Origin of the sequence: Silvania sp. (assembly GCF_051656365.1) — a bacterium.
Taxonomy (GTDB): Bacteria; Pseudomonadota; Gammaproteobacteria; order Enterobacterales; family Enterobacteriaceae; genus Enterobacter; species Enterobacter hatchlandensis.
The window spans coordinates 1-15,532 of sequence record NZ_JBOGBT010000089.1; the positions used below are offsets into that span (position 1 = coordinate 1).

Here is a 15,532-nt window from a genome sequence, read left to right on the forward strand (position 1 = left end):
TGAGTCTTAATCTGCCCGACGTCAGGCAGCCCGTTACCCTGGTAGGGGAGTTTACCCTCCCGCTGGTGCCGGACGGTTTGCCGGTGCAGGGGCACGCGGTGGCGACCTTCTCGGTGCCGCAAATCCCCTCGCTGCTGGATGCCGATCTGGCGTGGAAAGAGAACCAGGGGCAGCTGGTGATGATCGCCCGGGAGAGTGGCGAACCGCTGCTCGATCTCCCCTGGCAGATCACCCCCGAAAGACTGACCATCAGCGACGGTCGCTGGCGCTGGGATCGGGCGGGCATCCCGCTGAGCGGACGGCTGGGGCTTAAGATCGACAACTGGCAGCAGGGCAGCGAAAACGCCCTGATCAGCGGGCGAATGAACGTGCTGACGCAGGGCGATGCCGGAAAAGGCAACGCGGTACTGACCTTTGGCCCTGGCAAGCTGAGTATGGATAACAGCGCCATGCCGCTGCAGTTAACCGGCGAGGCCAAACAGAATGACCTGACGCTGTACGCCGGGCTGCCGGCGACGCTGACCGGCAGCCTGATCGATCCCAGGCTGACCTTTGCACCGGGTGCGCTGCTGCGCTCCCGTGGAAGAATCATCAACTCCCTGAATATCGACGAAGTGCGCTGGCCGCTGGCCGGGGTTGCGCTCACCCAAAAGGGCATTGATGGGCGTCTGCAGGCGATCCTGCGCGCCCACGAACAGGAGATGGGCGACTTCACGCTGCACCTCGACGGTCAGGCCAACGATTTCCTGCCGGATAACGGGGTATGGCAGTGGCGCTACTGGGGCGAGGGTCACTTTACGCCGATGCATGCCCGCTGGGACGTGGCGGGCCGGGGGGAGTGGCGCGACAGCGTGATTGAACTCAGCGAACTCTCGACCGGATTCGACAAACTGCAGTACGGCACCATGCTGGTCAGCGAGCCGCGACTGGTGCTGGACAGCCCCATCCGCTGGCAGCGCGACCCCGATCGGCCGCACATTAGCGGCGCGCTGGCGTTTGATGCCAAAGAAACCACTTTTAGCGGCAGCAGCCTGTTACCCGCCTCGTCGCTTAAGTTCAGCGTCGACGGTACGGATCCGACCTTCTTTCAGTACAAAGGCACGCTCCACGCCGAGGCGATCGGCCCGGTGCAGGTTAATGGCCGCTGGGACGGCGAGCGCCTGCGCGGGCAGGCGTGGTGGCCGAAACAGTCCCTGAGCGTCTTCCAGCCGCTTATCCCCCCGGACTGGAAAATGACCCTCAGGGAGGGCGAGCTGTATGCTCAGGTGGCTTTTTCTGCCGCGTCCGATCAGGGCTTTGAGGCCGGAGGGCACGGGGTGCTGACCGGGGGCAGCGTCTGGATGCCGGACAACAAAATCAATGGCGTCGATTTTGTCCTGCCGTTCCGGTTCAGCGAGGGCACCTGGTCGCTGGGCACGAGAGGCCCGGTGACGCTGCGCATTGGTGAAGTGATTAACCAGGTCACGGCGCGCAACATCACCGCCGACTTGCAGGGCGATTACCCCTGGAGCGACGTCAACCCGCTGCTGCTGACCGACGTCAGCGTTGATCTGCTGGGGGGCAAAGTGACCATGCAGCAGCTGCGGCTGCCCCAGCACGACGCGGCCCTGCTGCGGGTGCAGAATATCTCGTCCAGCGAGCTGATTGGCGCCATTAATCCCAAACAGTTTGCCATGTCCGGCTCGTTCAGTGGGGCGCTGCCGTTCTGGCTGGACAACGAAAAGTGGATCATCAAAGATGGCTGGCTGAGCAACGCCGGTCCGATGACCCTGCGCATCGACAAAGACACCGCCGATGCGATTATCAAAGACAACGCCGGGGCGGGCCTGGGGATTAACTGGCTTCGCTATATGGAAATATCCCAGTCGTGGACGAAACTCAATGTAGATAATCTTGGCGAGTTAACCCTGGAGTCGGCGATCCGGGGTGCCAGTCGGGTGGACGGGCACACCAATGCCGTCCATCTGAATTACACCCATCGGGAGAACGTGTTTACCCTCTGGCGCAGCCTGCGTTTTGGCGACAATCTGCAGACATGGCTCGAGGAACACACAGCATTACCGGATAACCGCTGTCCGACAGGCAAGGAATGTAAGGAATAACCATGAAAAAGCTGGCCGGTGGGATCACCGTGAGCATGATACTGCTGCTGACAGGCTGTACGCCGAGGATCGAAGTGGCGGCATCGAAGGAGCCGATCACCATCAATATGAACGTAAAAATCGAACACGAGATCCACATCAAAGTGGATAAAGACGTGGAGTCGCTGCTGAAGTCGCGCAGCGATCTGTTCTGAGGTCATGATGAGAAAAACACTGGCTCTCCTGATCCTGACGCTGGGAATCAGCGCCCCGGCAGCCGCGCTGACCCTGAACGAGGCCCGCGCCCAGGGGCGGGTAGGGGAAACCCTGAGCGGCTATATCGCTCCGCGCGAACGGGATCGCGACACGCTGGCGCTGGTCGAGCAGATTAACAAGGCGCGCGCCGACAGCTATCAGCGGCTTGCCGACAGCAACAATATTCCGGTGGATGAAGTGGCCAAAATGGCCGGGACCAAGCTGGTGGCGCGCGCTAACCCCGGGGAGTATGTCCAGGGTATTAACGGTAAATGGTTACAGAAGTAACTAGCGATGGCGTTTGCGGTATTCGCCAGGCGAAATACCAAAGCGCTGCTTAAACGCCGTGGAGAAGTGGCTATGGTCGGTAAAGCCCCAGCTGTAGCCAATCCCCGCCAGCTTTTCATCATCACGGGTGCCGCGTAGCATCTGCGCGCACAGATCCAGACGGCGATTCTTAATGTACTGCGCCACCACCAGTCCTTTCTCGGCGAACATCCGGTACAGACTGCGCACCGACATTCCACTTTCAGAGGCGATCCACTCCGGGCGCAGGTGCTCGGCCTGGATATGGTCGTCAATCAGGGTCAGGACGTGGGTAAACTGACGCTCCTTGCGCGGCTGCACGCTTTCGCGCTGCTGCAGCACCGGGCGCAGCAGGCAGACCATCGCCTCCAGCGCGGCTTCGCTTTCCGTTTCGCTCAAGGCCGGGTTGCTCATGCTCTCCTGCAATAACCGGTAGCTGAGCTGAACGGTGGGCAGGGTGCGGGAGAGCTTGTGCGCGCAGCTCACTTCCTGAAAACGAAAATGCTGTTCGAGGATCTGACGGGGCAGCAGGAGCGAAATCTGACGGGATTTTTCCGGCCAGTAGATAGAGCAGGGGCGCGAGGCGTCGATCAGGGTGATATCGCCCGCGTTCAACACAATCTGTCGATCGTCCTGTTCCAGCCCGGCTTCACCATCAATCTGAAAAACGGTGTAGAACCAGGCGTCGTTGCTGGTCTTGATCTCCTGGCGGGTACGAAACAGGTTCACACCGCTGGCGGTTACGGTGCTGAGCTTGAGGTTACCGGTCCAGGTTGATTCCAGCTCGCCAAAAAACTCACCCGTCAGCGGCCGACCGGCAAAGCTGCCGCACACCTGGTTAATCTGCGCCAGCCACTGCTGATACTGGTCCTTTTCGCTTGCACACACCATGTCGTTACCCGCTACGTTGTCAATGTTTCAATATTGTTGCAGATATGTATCTATTTGCCCGTGACAGGGGACGAAATACCGGAAAGAAGTCCGCAATCTCAGCGGGCGAAACGGCAGTATTGTCGCATTTTGCGGTCGCTGTCACAGGCGGCAAAACGAATGTCACAGAGATAAAAGCATGATCCCTGAAGCCATCTTAGACTGCGTTGACACCCTGCGAATAATAAGGAAAAGCTATGTCTGATACACAGGTCGCAGTACTGCCAGGCGTGCAGCAATTTCTGGATCGCCAACATGGCCTCTGGATTGAAGGACGCCCGTCCGAATCCCACAGTGAAAAACGGCTGGAGGTGTTTAACCCGGCCACCGGTCAGGTGATTGCCTCCACCGCCGATGCCAGCGCGCAGGACGTTGACCGCGCGGTGATGTCCGGCTGGCGGGCCTTTGTCGCCCGCAGCTGGTCCGGCAAACTGCCCGCCGAGCGGGAACGCATTCTGCTGCGCTTTGCCGATCTGGTGGAGCAGCACACCGAGGAGCTGGCGCAGCTCGAAACCCTGGAGCAGGGTAAATCCATTCATATCTCCCGCGCCTTTGAAGTGGGCTGCACCCTGAACTGGATGCGCTACACCGCCGGGCTGACCACCAAAATCGCCGGTAAAACGCTGGATCTCTCTATCCCGATGCCGCAGGGCGCGCGCTACCAGGCGTGGACCCGCAAAGAGCCAATTGGGGTGGTCGCCGGGATCGTACCCTGGAACTTCCCGCTGCTGATCGGTATGTGGAAAGTGATGCCCGCGCTGGCGGCAGGGTGTTCGATCGTTATCAAACCTTCCGAGACCACGCCGCTGACCCTGCTGCGGGTGGCCGAACTGGCGACCGAAGCCGGGATCCCGGACGGCGTCTTCAACGTGGTGACCGGCAGCGGCGCCGTCTGCGGCGCAGCGCTGACCACCCATCCCCATATCGCCAAGGTGAGCTTTACCGGCTCGACGGCGACGGGCAAGCAGATTGCGCGTTCCGCCGCCGATCGGCTGACCGGCGTCACGCTGGAGCTGGGCGGTAAAAACCCGGCCATCGTTCTGCAGGATGCGGATCCGTCATGGGTCATTGAAGGACTGATGACCGGCAGCTTCCTGAATCAGGGCCAGGTGTGTGCCGCCAGCTCGCGTATTTATATCGAAGCCCCGCTGTTTGATACGGTCGTGAGTGGCTTTGAGCAGGCGGTCAAATCCCTGCATGTCGGGCCGGGCATGTCACCGGAAGCGCACATCAACCCGCTGGTGTCCCGCGCCCACTGCGACAAAGTGCAGACCTTCCTTGATGAAGCGCAGTCAAAACACGCCGAGCTGATTACCGGCAACCGTGGCCCGAACGGCCAGGGCTACTATGTCTCGCCGACGCTGGTGGTTAACCCGGACGCCAGCCTGCGCCTGACCCGCGAAGAGGTCTTTGGCCCGGTGGTGAACCTGGTGCGCGTCGCCGATGGCGAAGAAGCCTTGCGCCTGGCGAATGACAGCGAATACGGCTTGACCGCCAGCGTCTGGACGCAAAACGTCAGCAAAGCGCTGGAGTACACCGACCGCCTGCAGGCCGGCACCGTGTGGATCAACAGCCATACCCTGATCGACGCCAACCTGCCATTCGGCGGGATGAAGCAATCCGGTACTGGCCGTGATTTTGGTCCGGACTGGCTGGATGGCTGGTGCGAAACCAAATCGGTTTGCGTGCGTTACTAACCCTTTCCCCTCGAATCGCCCGGCGGCGCTGGCTTGCGCGGGCCTACAAGGTAAAACAAAACGGTCACCTCAGGTGTAATGTTGGTCAGTTAAGCATTGAGGATTGTTCCGTTCACTTTATGTTCAGCGGATTATAGTAGCTTCACAGCACGTGAACGTGGCAAGGGGGGCACCGCGCCCCCCTTGCCAATCCCCGCGGCCCCGCGACGAAATCGGTGCTTCGCACTACGCTCACCTCACGACCTCCTGCCTGTGGTCGGCTCAACTCGTGATGACTCGTCCCATCCCTGGGACTCGCCCCTCCGGGGCCAACGCAAGCGTTGTTCAAAATTGCTCCTGGCAATTTTGTCCTGTCTCGCGTCGCCTCTGTCCGCCATCCCTGGCGTCCAGCCCTTGTCATCCGGTCTTCGGTTCGCCGATTCCAGCGGGGACTCAACACCCGTGCCTCATTCAGACCGCTGAGAAGGTGGAGGGAGCCGGGATTGTTAAGGGGGCGGCGGCCCCCTTAACACGTTTACCGCAGTGCGTCAGACAGGAAGCAGAGGATTAAGAGTGAACGGAACGGTTCCACTTTTTCCTCAAAGGACTTTGTAGTCAGCAAAATAAGGAATAAATAAGCGTGAGCTTGCTTAACTGACGAGCATTACACCTCAGGTGACCGTTTCAGGATGTGCGTCTTTCCCGTGGTGCCAGGCAAAAGCCAAAAAAGGCCGGGCAATTAGCCCGGCCAACAACTGCCTTACTGCGCGTCTTTCTTTTTACCTAACGTCGGTGTTTCATCGAAGAAGTTCCACGGTTTGAGCAGGGTATAGACCCATTCCGTTGGCATGATTGGCCACTCTTCTGCACGCGCCACGTGGGTTGTGCCGGTCGTCATCCACACCACGTTATCCTGCTTATCCAGCGACTCATTATCCTTGCTGAACTGGCCCAGGCCGCTGTCGTGAATGGAGCGGTTCGGGAATTTCCCTTCCGGGTACATCTCATTCGGATGGTAGCGGGTGACCCACAGCTGTTTATCCATAAAGCTCAGGCGGTGATAAATCCACTCGTCCGGGGCGAATTTCGCGCCGCTGGCAACCGGATGGGTGCCGCCTGCGTACGGGATAATCTGATAGGAGACCGGGTTGCCCATGCGGTTTTCTTTGCTGACGTTGCTCATCAGTCGAATGGTGCCCGGGTCAAACTTCTGCGCCGCCTGCTGCTCGGTGTCGATGTTGTACTGATTCACCTGCATGGTACTGGTGCGCGGGCCGCCTGCGGTATTGGGTTTCACTTCAGGATCCATCGCCACCAGGCTGTTGCTGGTGCCGTCCACGTCCATATCCAGACGGAAGTTATAGATGTGCTGGTGGGTCGTGCCGACGATGTTGTGGTCGATCAGCGTGCCATATTTGGTATCGTCTTTGGCGCTCGGATCGTGCATGGTTTTCGCCATCACGCCTTTTACCGCCTCAATTCCGGTGGCCCCGGCGTTGATCCCGATGGTGCCGTTCTCGTGGAATACCCAGTCAAAGATATAGTCGTAGTTGCCCACGGTACTCACCCAGCGCACTACCAGCTCGCGGCGCTCGGTGCTGACGTTTGGCTGATTCATCTCCTGGTGCTTATACTCCGGCCCGGCGTAGCGTTCGAAAACGGCAATCGCCCGCGGGATGGTCATCGGCTGGCCGGTGTAATCCGGGATAATCTGATCCAGCATCACGGCGTTCGACGGCACGTCTTTGCCGCGCACCAGCGGCGAGGTCAGGGTGCCCATCCCGTAGTCGCCGGAATCCAGATAGGCTTTAAAGTACCAGCCTACATCCGGGTCGCCGTAAGGCACGATCATCCCGCCCAGTGAGCCTTCGTACATCACCTGGCGTTTTTTACCGTTGTCGTTAAAGGTCAGGGTGGAGAGGATCGGCCCGACGCGGGAGTCGAGGCTCAGGTGGAAATCCCAGTTCTGCCAGTGGATCATGTTGCCGGTGATGGTGTAGTTCTTGCCTTCCGGCTCGGTAATCTCCAGCGGCTTATGCTCCACCGGGATGCGGTCGCGGCCATCATACGGGCGCGGGATCATCGGTACCGGCACCGCCTGACCCTCTTCAATTTTGACGATCTTCTTCTCAACCAGGTCGACCACCGCCACCAGGTTCTCAATCGGGTGCGCCCAGTAGTTGCCGTCGCCCACGTCCAGGTAGCTCACCACTTTCAGCAGCCGGTCTTCCTGCGTCAGGCCATCTTTACCGTCAAAGTAGCCGACGGTCCGCGGGGTGGTGATCACTTTGCTCGGATCGGCGATACCGCGCTTTTTGACGATCTCGGCATACTCTTTGCTGCCGTTGATGATGCTCTGCACCGCCATAAAGTCGTCCAGCAGCACCATGCCGTGTGCGTCTTTGATCGGCTCCCAGTGCAGGATCTTCTTATCTTTCAAATCCACCAGCGCTTCGACAATATATTTGCCGTCGAGCATGGTGATATTGGCCTGGCGCGGGGCATCGACTGCAGTCCCGTTCAGCACAAAATCCCACACTTTGGCTTTATCTGGCTCGGCCAGCGCGATCTGGGTAAAGCGGGTGTTCGGTTTAAAGTCCGGCGAAGCCTTCACGATCTCGACGGCCTGTTTAATCTCATCGGCGCTTAACGCATTCAGCGGGTGCGGCGTCTTTTCTACCTGGAAGGTCTGATCGAGGCCGGACTGGAAAACATCGTTGACGAAGGTTTCGGAGATCCACGCCTTTTTGTCTTTCATCACCACTGGCACCTGCAGGGTGAGCGGTTTGCCGTTGACGATGGCGGTTTTCGCGCCCGGCTTCACTTTGATAAAAGCCCCGTCTTTGCTGATGGTGTAAAGCTGGGCGTAATCGTCCCATTTTACGTCGGCACCAAATTCGGTCAGGGTTTTATCCATCTCGACCATATGCGCGGCACCACCGTGCGCCAGCGCCTGCGGTTGAGCAAAAAGAAGACCGGCGACGGCCAGCGCCAGCGCCGTTTTACGTGGAGAAAGACTGGAGGAGCTTCCCATGATTAACCTCTGTTGTTTGTGTTGTTATCCACTCAGGACCGCTGTTCTGCGCGCGGTTTATTCATTGCCAACATAGCAATATCGCGGTGTGCACCGTTTGCCTGCGTTTGCCAGATGATTTGTCAGATGTGCCAGAAGCCGGGTAACGCGCGCGGCGCTACCCGGCAAAAGAGGGATCAGGAATCAAAATCTCCGCGCTGACGTGAAACAAGGGTCAGGATGGAGTACAGCGCGACCGGCTGTTGGTGCTGGTTGAAAATCTCAACCGACCACTCCACCACACCGGTCGGCTTCTCTTCCGGGGTGCGCTGTTTTTTCAGCGTTTTGCGCTTACAGGTGAGGCGCACCTGGATGGTATCGCCCGGCTTCACTGGCTCGATAAAGCGCAGGTTCTCCATCCCGTAGTTGGCGATCACCGGCCCCACGCCCGCATCGACAAACAGTCCGGCGGCGGCAGAAATCAGGAAGTAACCGTGGACCACGCGTTCGCCGAAAATGGATTCTGCCGCGCCAATCTTGTCCATGTGGGCGTAGAAATGATCTCCGCTCAGGCAGGCAAAGTTGACGATGTCGGTTTCAGTCAGGGTGCGGCGCGGGGTCAGCAGGCTGTCACCCGGCTGCAGTTGCTCGAAGTGTTTGCGGAACGGATGGACCCGGTCTTCCTGCACCTGAGCACCGCGCACCCACTGCTGGCTGATGGCGGCCAGCATGCTCGGGCTGCCCTGAATGGCAGTGCGCTGCAGGTAGTGTTTTACCGCGCGCAGGCCGCCGAGCTCTTCGCCACCGCCCGCGCGACCCGGACCGCCGTGTACCAGCTGCGGCAGCGGGGAACCGTGGCCGGTAGACTCTTTCGCCGACTCTTCATTGAGGATCTGAATACGGCCGTGAGCACGTGCCGCGCCAGCAATAAACTGACGCGCCAGACGCAGATCCGCGGTCACCAGCGTCCCGGCCAGGCTGCCGCCACCGGCGCGCGCCAACGCCATGGCGTGTTCGCGGGTCTGATAGGGCATTAACGTTGCGACCGGGCCAAAGGCCTCGGTGGCATGCACGGCAGGGGTTTCATCCGGCTGCGGGCAGAACAGCAGCGTCGGTGGGAAGAAGGCACCCGCCGCGTTCATGTCGGCTTTACCGCCCAATAGGGTCTGACAGCCTGCAGCCACCAGCGCATCCACTTTCTCCTGCACGTCAGCGCGCTGTTCCGCGTTGACCAGCGATCCCATTTTGATCCCTTCCTGGGACGGATCGCCAAATGGCACTTTGTTTAACCGGGCGATCAGCGCCTGGCTGACCGCTTCAACCTGCGCCTGCGGCACGATAATGCGACGGATGGCGGTGCATTTTTGTCCGGCCTTCGCCGTCATCTCACGCACCACTTCGCGGATAAACAGCGCAAACTCCGGCTGCTCCGGGGTGACGTCGTCGCCCAGCACGCAGCAGTTGAGGGAATCCGCTTCCATGGTAAACGGAATCGATTTGGCGACGATATTCGGGTGGATGCGCAGCATCTGTCCGGTCACCGCCGAGCCGGTAAAGGTCACCACGTCCTGGCTGTCCAACTGGTCGAGGAGATCCCCGGCACCGCCGCAGATCAGGCTAATCGCCCCGTCCGGCACCAGCCCGCTGTCGACAATGGCTTTCACCATCGCCTGAGTGACCTGCGCGGTGGCGGTGGCCGGTTTGATGATTGCTGGCATTCCCGCCAGCCAGGTCGGGGCCAGTTTTTCCAGCATCCCCCAGCAGGGGAAGTTAAAGGCGTTAATGTGCACCGCCACGCCGGATTTTGAGGTCATTACGTGACGTGCGGCAAACCCGCCTTCTTTCGACAGAGGGATCAGTTCATCTTCCGGCCACAGGGTGTCGTCCGGCAGCTCGCGGCTGCCGAGGCTGGCAAAGGTAAACAGCGTCCCGATACCGCCTTCGATATCCACCCAGCTGTCGGCGCGGGTCGCACCGGTCTGTGCCGACAGGGCATAGAACGCCTCTTTGTGGCTCAGCAGGTGTTTCGCCACCGCTTTGAGCATTGCGGCGCGTTCGATAAAGGTCATGGCATGAAGGGCTTCACCGCCTGTCTCAATGGCGTAGCGACGCGCGGCGGCCATATCCAGCCCTTCGCTGGTGACGCTCCAGAGGGCTTCGCCGTTGATGGCGTGCGAAATACTGCGCTCACGGCCCCGGCCAGACTGCCAGGCGCCGGACAAGAAGCTGGCTAACTGCTGCATGTTCTTTCTCCAGGTGGTTCGTGATTTCACTATAGATAGTTTGATTCTGAATCATAAAATGCAAGGAATGTTTTAATGAAATGTTAATGATGTGATCTGACCTGACTATTCCCGCGCGTCACCGCCCGCCACAGAGGCCGTTCTACAAAAGGCTTGCGAGCCACATCACAAAATAAACAAACAATCCTTGGGGTTATATTTAACCTTTGTGTAACTTTTAAGAAACGAAGTGATTCATCATTGAGTTCAAATTACTAGTTAAACGAATCATAAGGGTGATGACGTGACGGAAGAACAACGCTTTGAGCAGCGCATCGCGCAAGAGACAGCCATCGAGCCGCAGGACTGGATGCCAGAGGCCTATCGTAAAACGCTGATCCGCCAGATTGGCCAGCACGCACATTCCGAGATTGTCGGCATGCTGCCGGAAGGCAACTGGATCGCTCGCGCCCCGACGCTGCGCCGCAAGGCCATTCTGCTGGCCAAGGTGCAGGACGAAGCGGGCCACGGTCTGTATCTCTACAGCGCGGCGGAAACGCTGGGCTGCGCCCGGGAAGACATCTACCAGAAGATGCTCGACGGCAAGATGAAATACTCCTCGATCTTCAACTACCCGACCCTGAGCTGGGCCGATATCGGCGTGATTGGCTGGCTGGTGGATGGCGCGGCCATCGTCAACCAGGTGGCGCTGTGCCGCACCTCTTATGGTCCGTATGCCCGCGCAATGGTGAAAATCTGTAAAGAAGAGAGCTTCCACCAGCGTCAGGGCTTTGAAGCCTGCATGGCGCTGGCGGCGGGCAACGACGCCCAGCGGCAGATGCTGCAGGATGCGATCAACCGCTTCTGGTGGCCGGCGCTGATGATGTTCGGGCCCAACGACGACAACTCGCCGAACAGCGCCCGCAGCCTGGCGTGGAAAATCAAACGTTTTGGCAATGACGAGCTGCGTCAGCGCTTTGTCGACAACACCGTCTCTCAGGTCGAAATGTTGGGGATGACGGTGCCGGATGCGGATCTGCATTTCGATGCCGAAAGCGGCCACTACCGCTTTGGCGAGATCAACTGGCAGGAGTTTGACGAGGTGATCAACGGACGCGGTGTCTGTAATCACGAACGCCTGGCCGCCAAGAATAAAGCCTGGGAAGAGGGGACGTGGGTGCGTGAAGCCGCCCTGGCGCACGCAGAGAAACAACACGCCCGCAATGTCGCGTAAGAGGAATCAAGATGAGCAAAACATACTGGCCGTTATATGAAGTGTTTGTCCGCAGCAAACAGGGGTTATCCCACCGTCACGTAGGCAGCCTGCATGCCGCCGACGACCGCATGGCGCTGGAAAACGCGCGCGATGCCTACACCCGTCGCAGTGAAGGCTGTTCAATCTGGGTGGTGAAGGCGAGCGAAATCATCGCCTCCCAGCCGGAAGAGCGCGGCGAGTTTTTCGACCCGGCGGACAGCAAGGTTTACCGCCATCCGACCTTCTACACCATCCCTGATGGCATCGAGCACATGTGAGGTCGGAAATGAAAACGTTAACGGCTTATGTTCTGCGACTCGGTGATAACGGCCTGGTGCTGTCCCAGCGTCTGGGGGCGTGGTGCGGCCACGCGCCAGAGCTGGAGATCGACCTGGCGCTGGCCAATATCGGCCTCGACCTGCTGGGTCAGGCGCGCAATTTCTTAACCTACGCCGCCGAGCTGGAAGGCACCGGTGACGAAGACACGCTGGCCTTTCAGCGCGACGAACGCCAGTTCAGCAACCTGTTGCTGGTGGAGCAGCCCAACGGCAACTTCGCTGACACCATTGCCCGCCAGTACTTTATGGATGCCTGGCACCTGGCGCTGTACACCCGCCTGACCCGCAGCCGCGATCCGCAGCTGGCCGCCATCGCCGCCAAGTCGCTGAAAGAGGTGCGATACCACCTGCGCTTCAGCCGCGGTTGGCTGGAGCGTCTGGGCAACGGCACCGAGGTTTCCGGGCAAAAAATGCAGCAGGCGGTCAACGACCTGTGGCGCTTTACCGCCGAGCTGTTCGAGGCCGACGAGGTAGACCTGGCGCTGATTGCCGAAGGCATCGCCGTCGATCCGCGCAGCCTGCGTGAAGAGTGGGAAGCCGAAGTCCTGAGCGGACTCAGCGCAGCCACCCTGAGCGTGCCGCAAGAGTCTGCCTACCGCAGCGGCGGCCGTAAAGGACTGCACACCGAACATCTGGGACCGATGCTGGCGGAGATGCAATATCTGCAGCGCGTCAACCCCGGTCAGCAGTGGTAACGCAGGAGAACGCCATGCAACGTTTCGCCGACATCGCCCCCGCAGAAATCCCGCAGATCTGGTCGCTCTTAAGCCAGATCCCGGACCCGGAAATACCGGTGCTCACCATTACCGACTTAGGCATGGTGCGCAGCGTAGCGCCGCAGGGCGACGGGTGGGCCATCGGCTTTACGCCGACCTATTCTGGCTGCCCGGCGACCGACCATCTGATGGGCGCGATCCGCAACACGTTGAGCGCGCACGGCTTCGCTCCGGTGCATATCGCCATCCAGCTCGATCCGGCCTGGACCACCGACTGGATGACCCCGGACGCGCGGGAACGCCTGCGCCAGTACGGCATCAGTCCACCCGCCGGACACAGCTGCCACGCGCATCTGCCCGCCGAGGTGACCTGTCCGCGCTGCGCCAGCACCCAAACCCGCATGATCAGTGAATTTGGTTCCACGGCCTGCAAAGCGCTGTATCGCTGCGACAGCTGCCGTGAACCCTTCGATTATTTCAAATGTATTTGAGGTCGCCATGACAACGTTTCATTCATTAACGGTGGCAAAAGTCGAACCCGAAACCCGCGATGCGGTGACCATTACTTTCGCGGTTCCGCAGGCGTTGCAGGAGGCGTATCGCTTCCGCCCGGGTCAGCACCTGACGCTGAAGGCCCGCCTTGCGGGCGAAGAGCTGCGCCGCTGCTACTCCATTTGCCGTAGCGTCCAGCCGGGCGAGATCAGCGTCGCGGTCAAAGCCATCGACGGCGGGCGCTTCTCGCGCTATGCCCGGGATGAGATCAAACAGGGGATGGCGCTGGAGGTAATGGTGCCGCAGGGCCATTTTGGCTACCAGCCGCAGGCCGAGCGGGAAGGCTGCTACCTGGCGATCGCCGCCGGCTCCGGGATCACCCCGATGCTGGCGATCATCTCCAGCACCCTGAAAACCGAAGCCAACAGCCACTTCACCCTGATTTACGGTAACCGCAGCAGCCAGAGCATGATGTTCCGCGGGGCGCTTGCCGACCTGAAAGACCACTATCCGACACGCCTGCAGGTGATCCACATCTTCAGCCAGGAGACGCTGGACAGCGAGCTGCTGCACGGACGGATCGACGGTGAAAAATTACAGGCGCTGGCGCGTCAGCTGGTCGATTTTAGCCAGTTTGACGAAGCCTTTATCTGCGGCCCGGCGGCGATGATGGACGACGCCGAGCTGACGCTGAAAGCGCTGGGCATGCCGGAGAAATCGCTGCACCTTGAGCGCTTTAACACCCCGGGTACTACGGTGAAACGGGCGCATACGGTGCAGGCCGACGGGCAAAAAGTGACGGTGCGCCAGGACGGGCGCGACCGGGAAATCACCCTGACCGCCGACGACGAAAGCATTCTCGACGCCGCCTTGCGTCAGGGGGCCGATCTGCCGTACGCCTGCAAAGGCGGCGTCTGTGCCACCTGCAAATGCAAAGTGCTGCGCGGCAAAGTGGAGATGGTCACCAACTACAGCCTCGAGCCGGACGAAGTGGCCGCAGGTTATGTCCTGAGCTGCCAGTCATTGCCGCTGACGGCGGACGTGGTGGTGGACTTTGATGCAAAGGGGATGGCATGAGCGAATTAATCGTTACCCGTCACGGGCGGGTACTGCAACTGACGCTACATCGTCCGGCGGCCCGTAACGCGCTGAACAATGCCCTGCTGAGTGAGCTGGCCACCACCCTTGAAGCCGCCGCAGCCGACAGTGACATCTCGGTATGTGTGATCACCGGCAGCGAGCGCTTTTTTGCCGCCGGGGCTGACCTGAATGAGATGGCGGACAAAGACCTGCCCGCCACCCTCAACGATGTGCGTCCGCAGCTGTGGGCGCGGATCAACGCTTTCAGCAAACCGCTGATTGCCGCCGTCAACGGCTACGCGTTGGGTGCCGGGTGTGAACTGGTGCTGCTGTGCGATGTGGTGGTAGCGGGGGATAACGCCCGCTTCGGCCTGCCGGAGATCACCTTAGGCATTATGCCGGGCGCGGGCGGTACCCAGCGTCTGATCCGCTGCGTTGGCAAATCGCTGGCCAGCAAAATGGTGCTGACCGGGGAGAGCATTACCGCCCGCCAGGCGCTGGCAGCCGGGCTGGTGAGCGACATCTACCCGCAGGATCTGATGCTGGAATATGCCCTGCAACAGGCCGAGGTGATGGCACGCCACTCACCGCTGGCGCTGCAGGCGGCGAAGCAGGCGTTACGCCAGTCGCAGGAGATGGCCCTGCAGGCTGGTCTGGCCCAGGAGCGTCAGCTGTTTACGCTGCTCTCGGCGACCGAGGATCGTCGGGAAGGTATCAGTGCCTTCCTGCAAAAACGCACCCCTGAATTCAAAGGACGCTAACCATGGATTTCATTCTGAGTCACGTTGAGCAGGGCGTAATGACGATTACCCTGAACCGCCCGGAGCGTCTCAACAGCTTTAATGAGGAGATGCACCAGCAGCTGGCGGCGTGCCTGACCCAGGCGGAGCGCGACGAATCCGTGCGCTGTCTGCTGGTCACCGGAGCTGGACGCGGCTTTTGCGCCGGGCAGGATCTGAATGACCGTAACGTCGATCCCAACAGCCCCGCGCCGGATCTGGGCATGTCGGTTGAGAAATTTTACAACCCGCTGGTGCGCCGTCTGGCAAAACTGCCCAAGCCGGTGATCTGCGCGGTGAACGGCGTCGCCGCCGGGGCCGGTGCGACGCTGGCGCTGGGCTGTGACATCGTCATTGCCGCCCGCTCGGTTAACTTTGTGATGGCTTTC

Annotated in this window: 14 protein-coding genes; 11 read left to right on the plus strand and 3 right to left on the minus strand. The window is 60.2% G+C overall.

Going from position 1 to position 15,532, the window contains the following annotated elements:
* The 3 genes from ACRDD5_RS16985 to ACRDD5_RS16995 all read left to right on the plus strand — a co-directional run.
* Nucleotides 1–2,102, plus strand: a 2,102-nt coding sequence (locus tag ACRDD5_RS16985; RefSeq protein ID WP_438677434.1) for a YdbH family protein, incomplete at its 5' end; no start/stop codon positions are given.
* 2 nt (nucleotides 2,103–2,104) lie between these two features.
* Nucleotides 2,105–2,296: a YnbE family lipoprotein gene (locus tag ACRDD5_RS16990; protein WP_271284243.1), complete on the plus strand. Its 192-nt coding sequence runs from the start codon at nucleotides 2,105–2,107 to the stop codon at nucleotides 2,294–2,296.
* Between the two features lie 7 nt (nucleotides 2,297–2,303).
* The gene (locus ACRDD5_RS16995) at nucleotides 2,304–2,624 is read left to right on the plus strand and encodes a YdbL family protein (RefSeq protein ID WP_271284295.1); all 321 of its coding nucleotides are present in this window, start codon (nucleotides 2,304–2,306) and stop codon (nucleotides 2,622–2,624) included.
* Here the strand turns inward: ACRDD5_RS16995 and feaR are convergent, their stop codons facing one another.
* Nucleotides 2,625–3,533 carry a transcriptional regulator FeaR gene (gene feaR / locus ACRDD5_RS17000; protein ID WP_438677435.1) on the minus strand — a complete coding sequence of 303 codons (909 nt, stop codon included), beginning with the start codon at nucleotides 3,531–3,533 and terminating at the stop codon, nucleotides 2,625–2,627.
* A 236-nt stretch (nucleotides 3,534–3,769) separates the two neighbouring features.
* On the opposite strand from feaR, the gene ACRDD5_RS17005 reads away from it, so the two are divergent.
* Entirely contained in the window at nucleotides 3,770–5,269 is a 1,500-nt protein-coding gene (locus tag ACRDD5_RS17005; protein ID WP_438677436.1) for an aldehyde dehydrogenase family protein, read from the plus strand.
* 739 nt (nucleotides 5,270–6,008) lie between these two features.
* Here ACRDD5_RS17005 and tynA read toward each other — a convergent pair.
* On the minus strand, nucleotides 6,009–8,282 hold the full coding sequence (gene tynA / locus ACRDD5_RS17010; protein WP_438677437.1) for a primary-amine oxidase: 2,274 nt from the start codon (nucleotides 8,280–8,282) through the stop codon (nucleotides 6,009–6,011).
* Nucleotides 8,283–8,458: 176 nt separating this feature from the next.
* Nucleotides 8,459–10,504 carry a phenylacetic acid degradation bifunctional protein PaaZ gene (gene paaZ / locus ACRDD5_RS17015; protein ID WP_438677438.1) on the minus strand — a complete coding sequence of 682 codons (2,046 nt, stop codon included), beginning with the start codon at nucleotides 10,502–10,504 and terminating at the stop codon, nucleotides 8,459–8,461.
* 283 nt (nucleotides 10,505–10,787) lie between these two features.
* On the opposite strand from paaZ, the gene paaA reads away from it, so the two are divergent.
* From paaA to ACRDD5_RS17050, 7 genes are all read left to right on the plus strand, one after another.
* The gene (paaA, locus tag ACRDD5_RS17020) at nucleotides 10,788–11,717 is read left to right on the plus strand and encodes a 1,2-phenylacetyl-CoA epoxidase subunit PaaA (protein ID WP_271284248.1); all 930 of its coding nucleotides are present in this window, start codon (nucleotides 10,788–10,790) and stop codon (nucleotides 11,715–11,717) included.
* 11 nt (nucleotides 11,718–11,728) lie between these two features.
* Entirely contained in the window at nucleotides 11,729–12,016 is a 288-nt protein-coding gene (paaB, locus tag ACRDD5_RS17025; protein ID WP_271267444.1) for a 1,2-phenylacetyl-CoA epoxidase subunit PaaB, read from the plus strand.
* Nucleotides 12,017–12,024: 8 nt separating this feature from the next.
* Nucleotides 12,025–12,771, plus strand: a complete 747-nt coding sequence (gene paaC, locus ACRDD5_RS17030) for a 1,2-phenylacetyl-CoA epoxidase subunit PaaC (protein ID WP_271284249.1) — start codon at nucleotides 12,025–12,027, stop codon at nucleotides 12,769–12,771.
* A gap of 14 nt (nucleotides 12,772–12,785) precedes the next feature.
* Complete coding sequence (paaD, locus tag ACRDD5_RS17035) at nucleotides 12,786–13,283, plus strand: 1,2-phenylacetyl-CoA epoxidase subunit PaaD (RefSeq protein ID WP_438677439.1); 498 nt, start codon at nucleotides 12,786–12,788, stop codon at nucleotides 13,281–13,283.
* A 7-nt stretch (nucleotides 13,284–13,290) separates the two neighbouring features.
* Nucleotides 13,291–14,361: a 1,2-phenylacetyl-CoA epoxidase subunit PaaE gene (paaE, locus tag ACRDD5_RS17040; protein WP_271284251.1), complete on the plus strand. Its 1,071-nt coding sequence runs from the start codon at nucleotides 13,291–13,293 to the stop codon at nucleotides 14,359–14,361.
* Nucleotides 14,358–15,125, plus strand: a complete 768-nt coding sequence (gene paaF / locus ACRDD5_RS17045; protein ID WP_271284252.1) for a 2,3-dehydroadipyl-CoA hydratase PaaF — start codon at nucleotides 14,358–14,360, stop codon at nucleotides 15,123–15,125. Before paaE ends, paaF begins: the two co-directional genes overlap by 4 nt.
* Before the next feature lie 2 nt (nucleotides 15,126–15,127).
* On the plus strand, nucleotides 15,128–15,532 hold a 405-nt coding region (locus ACRDD5_RS17050; protein ID WP_438677440.1), incomplete at its 3' end, for an enoyl-CoA hydratase-related protein.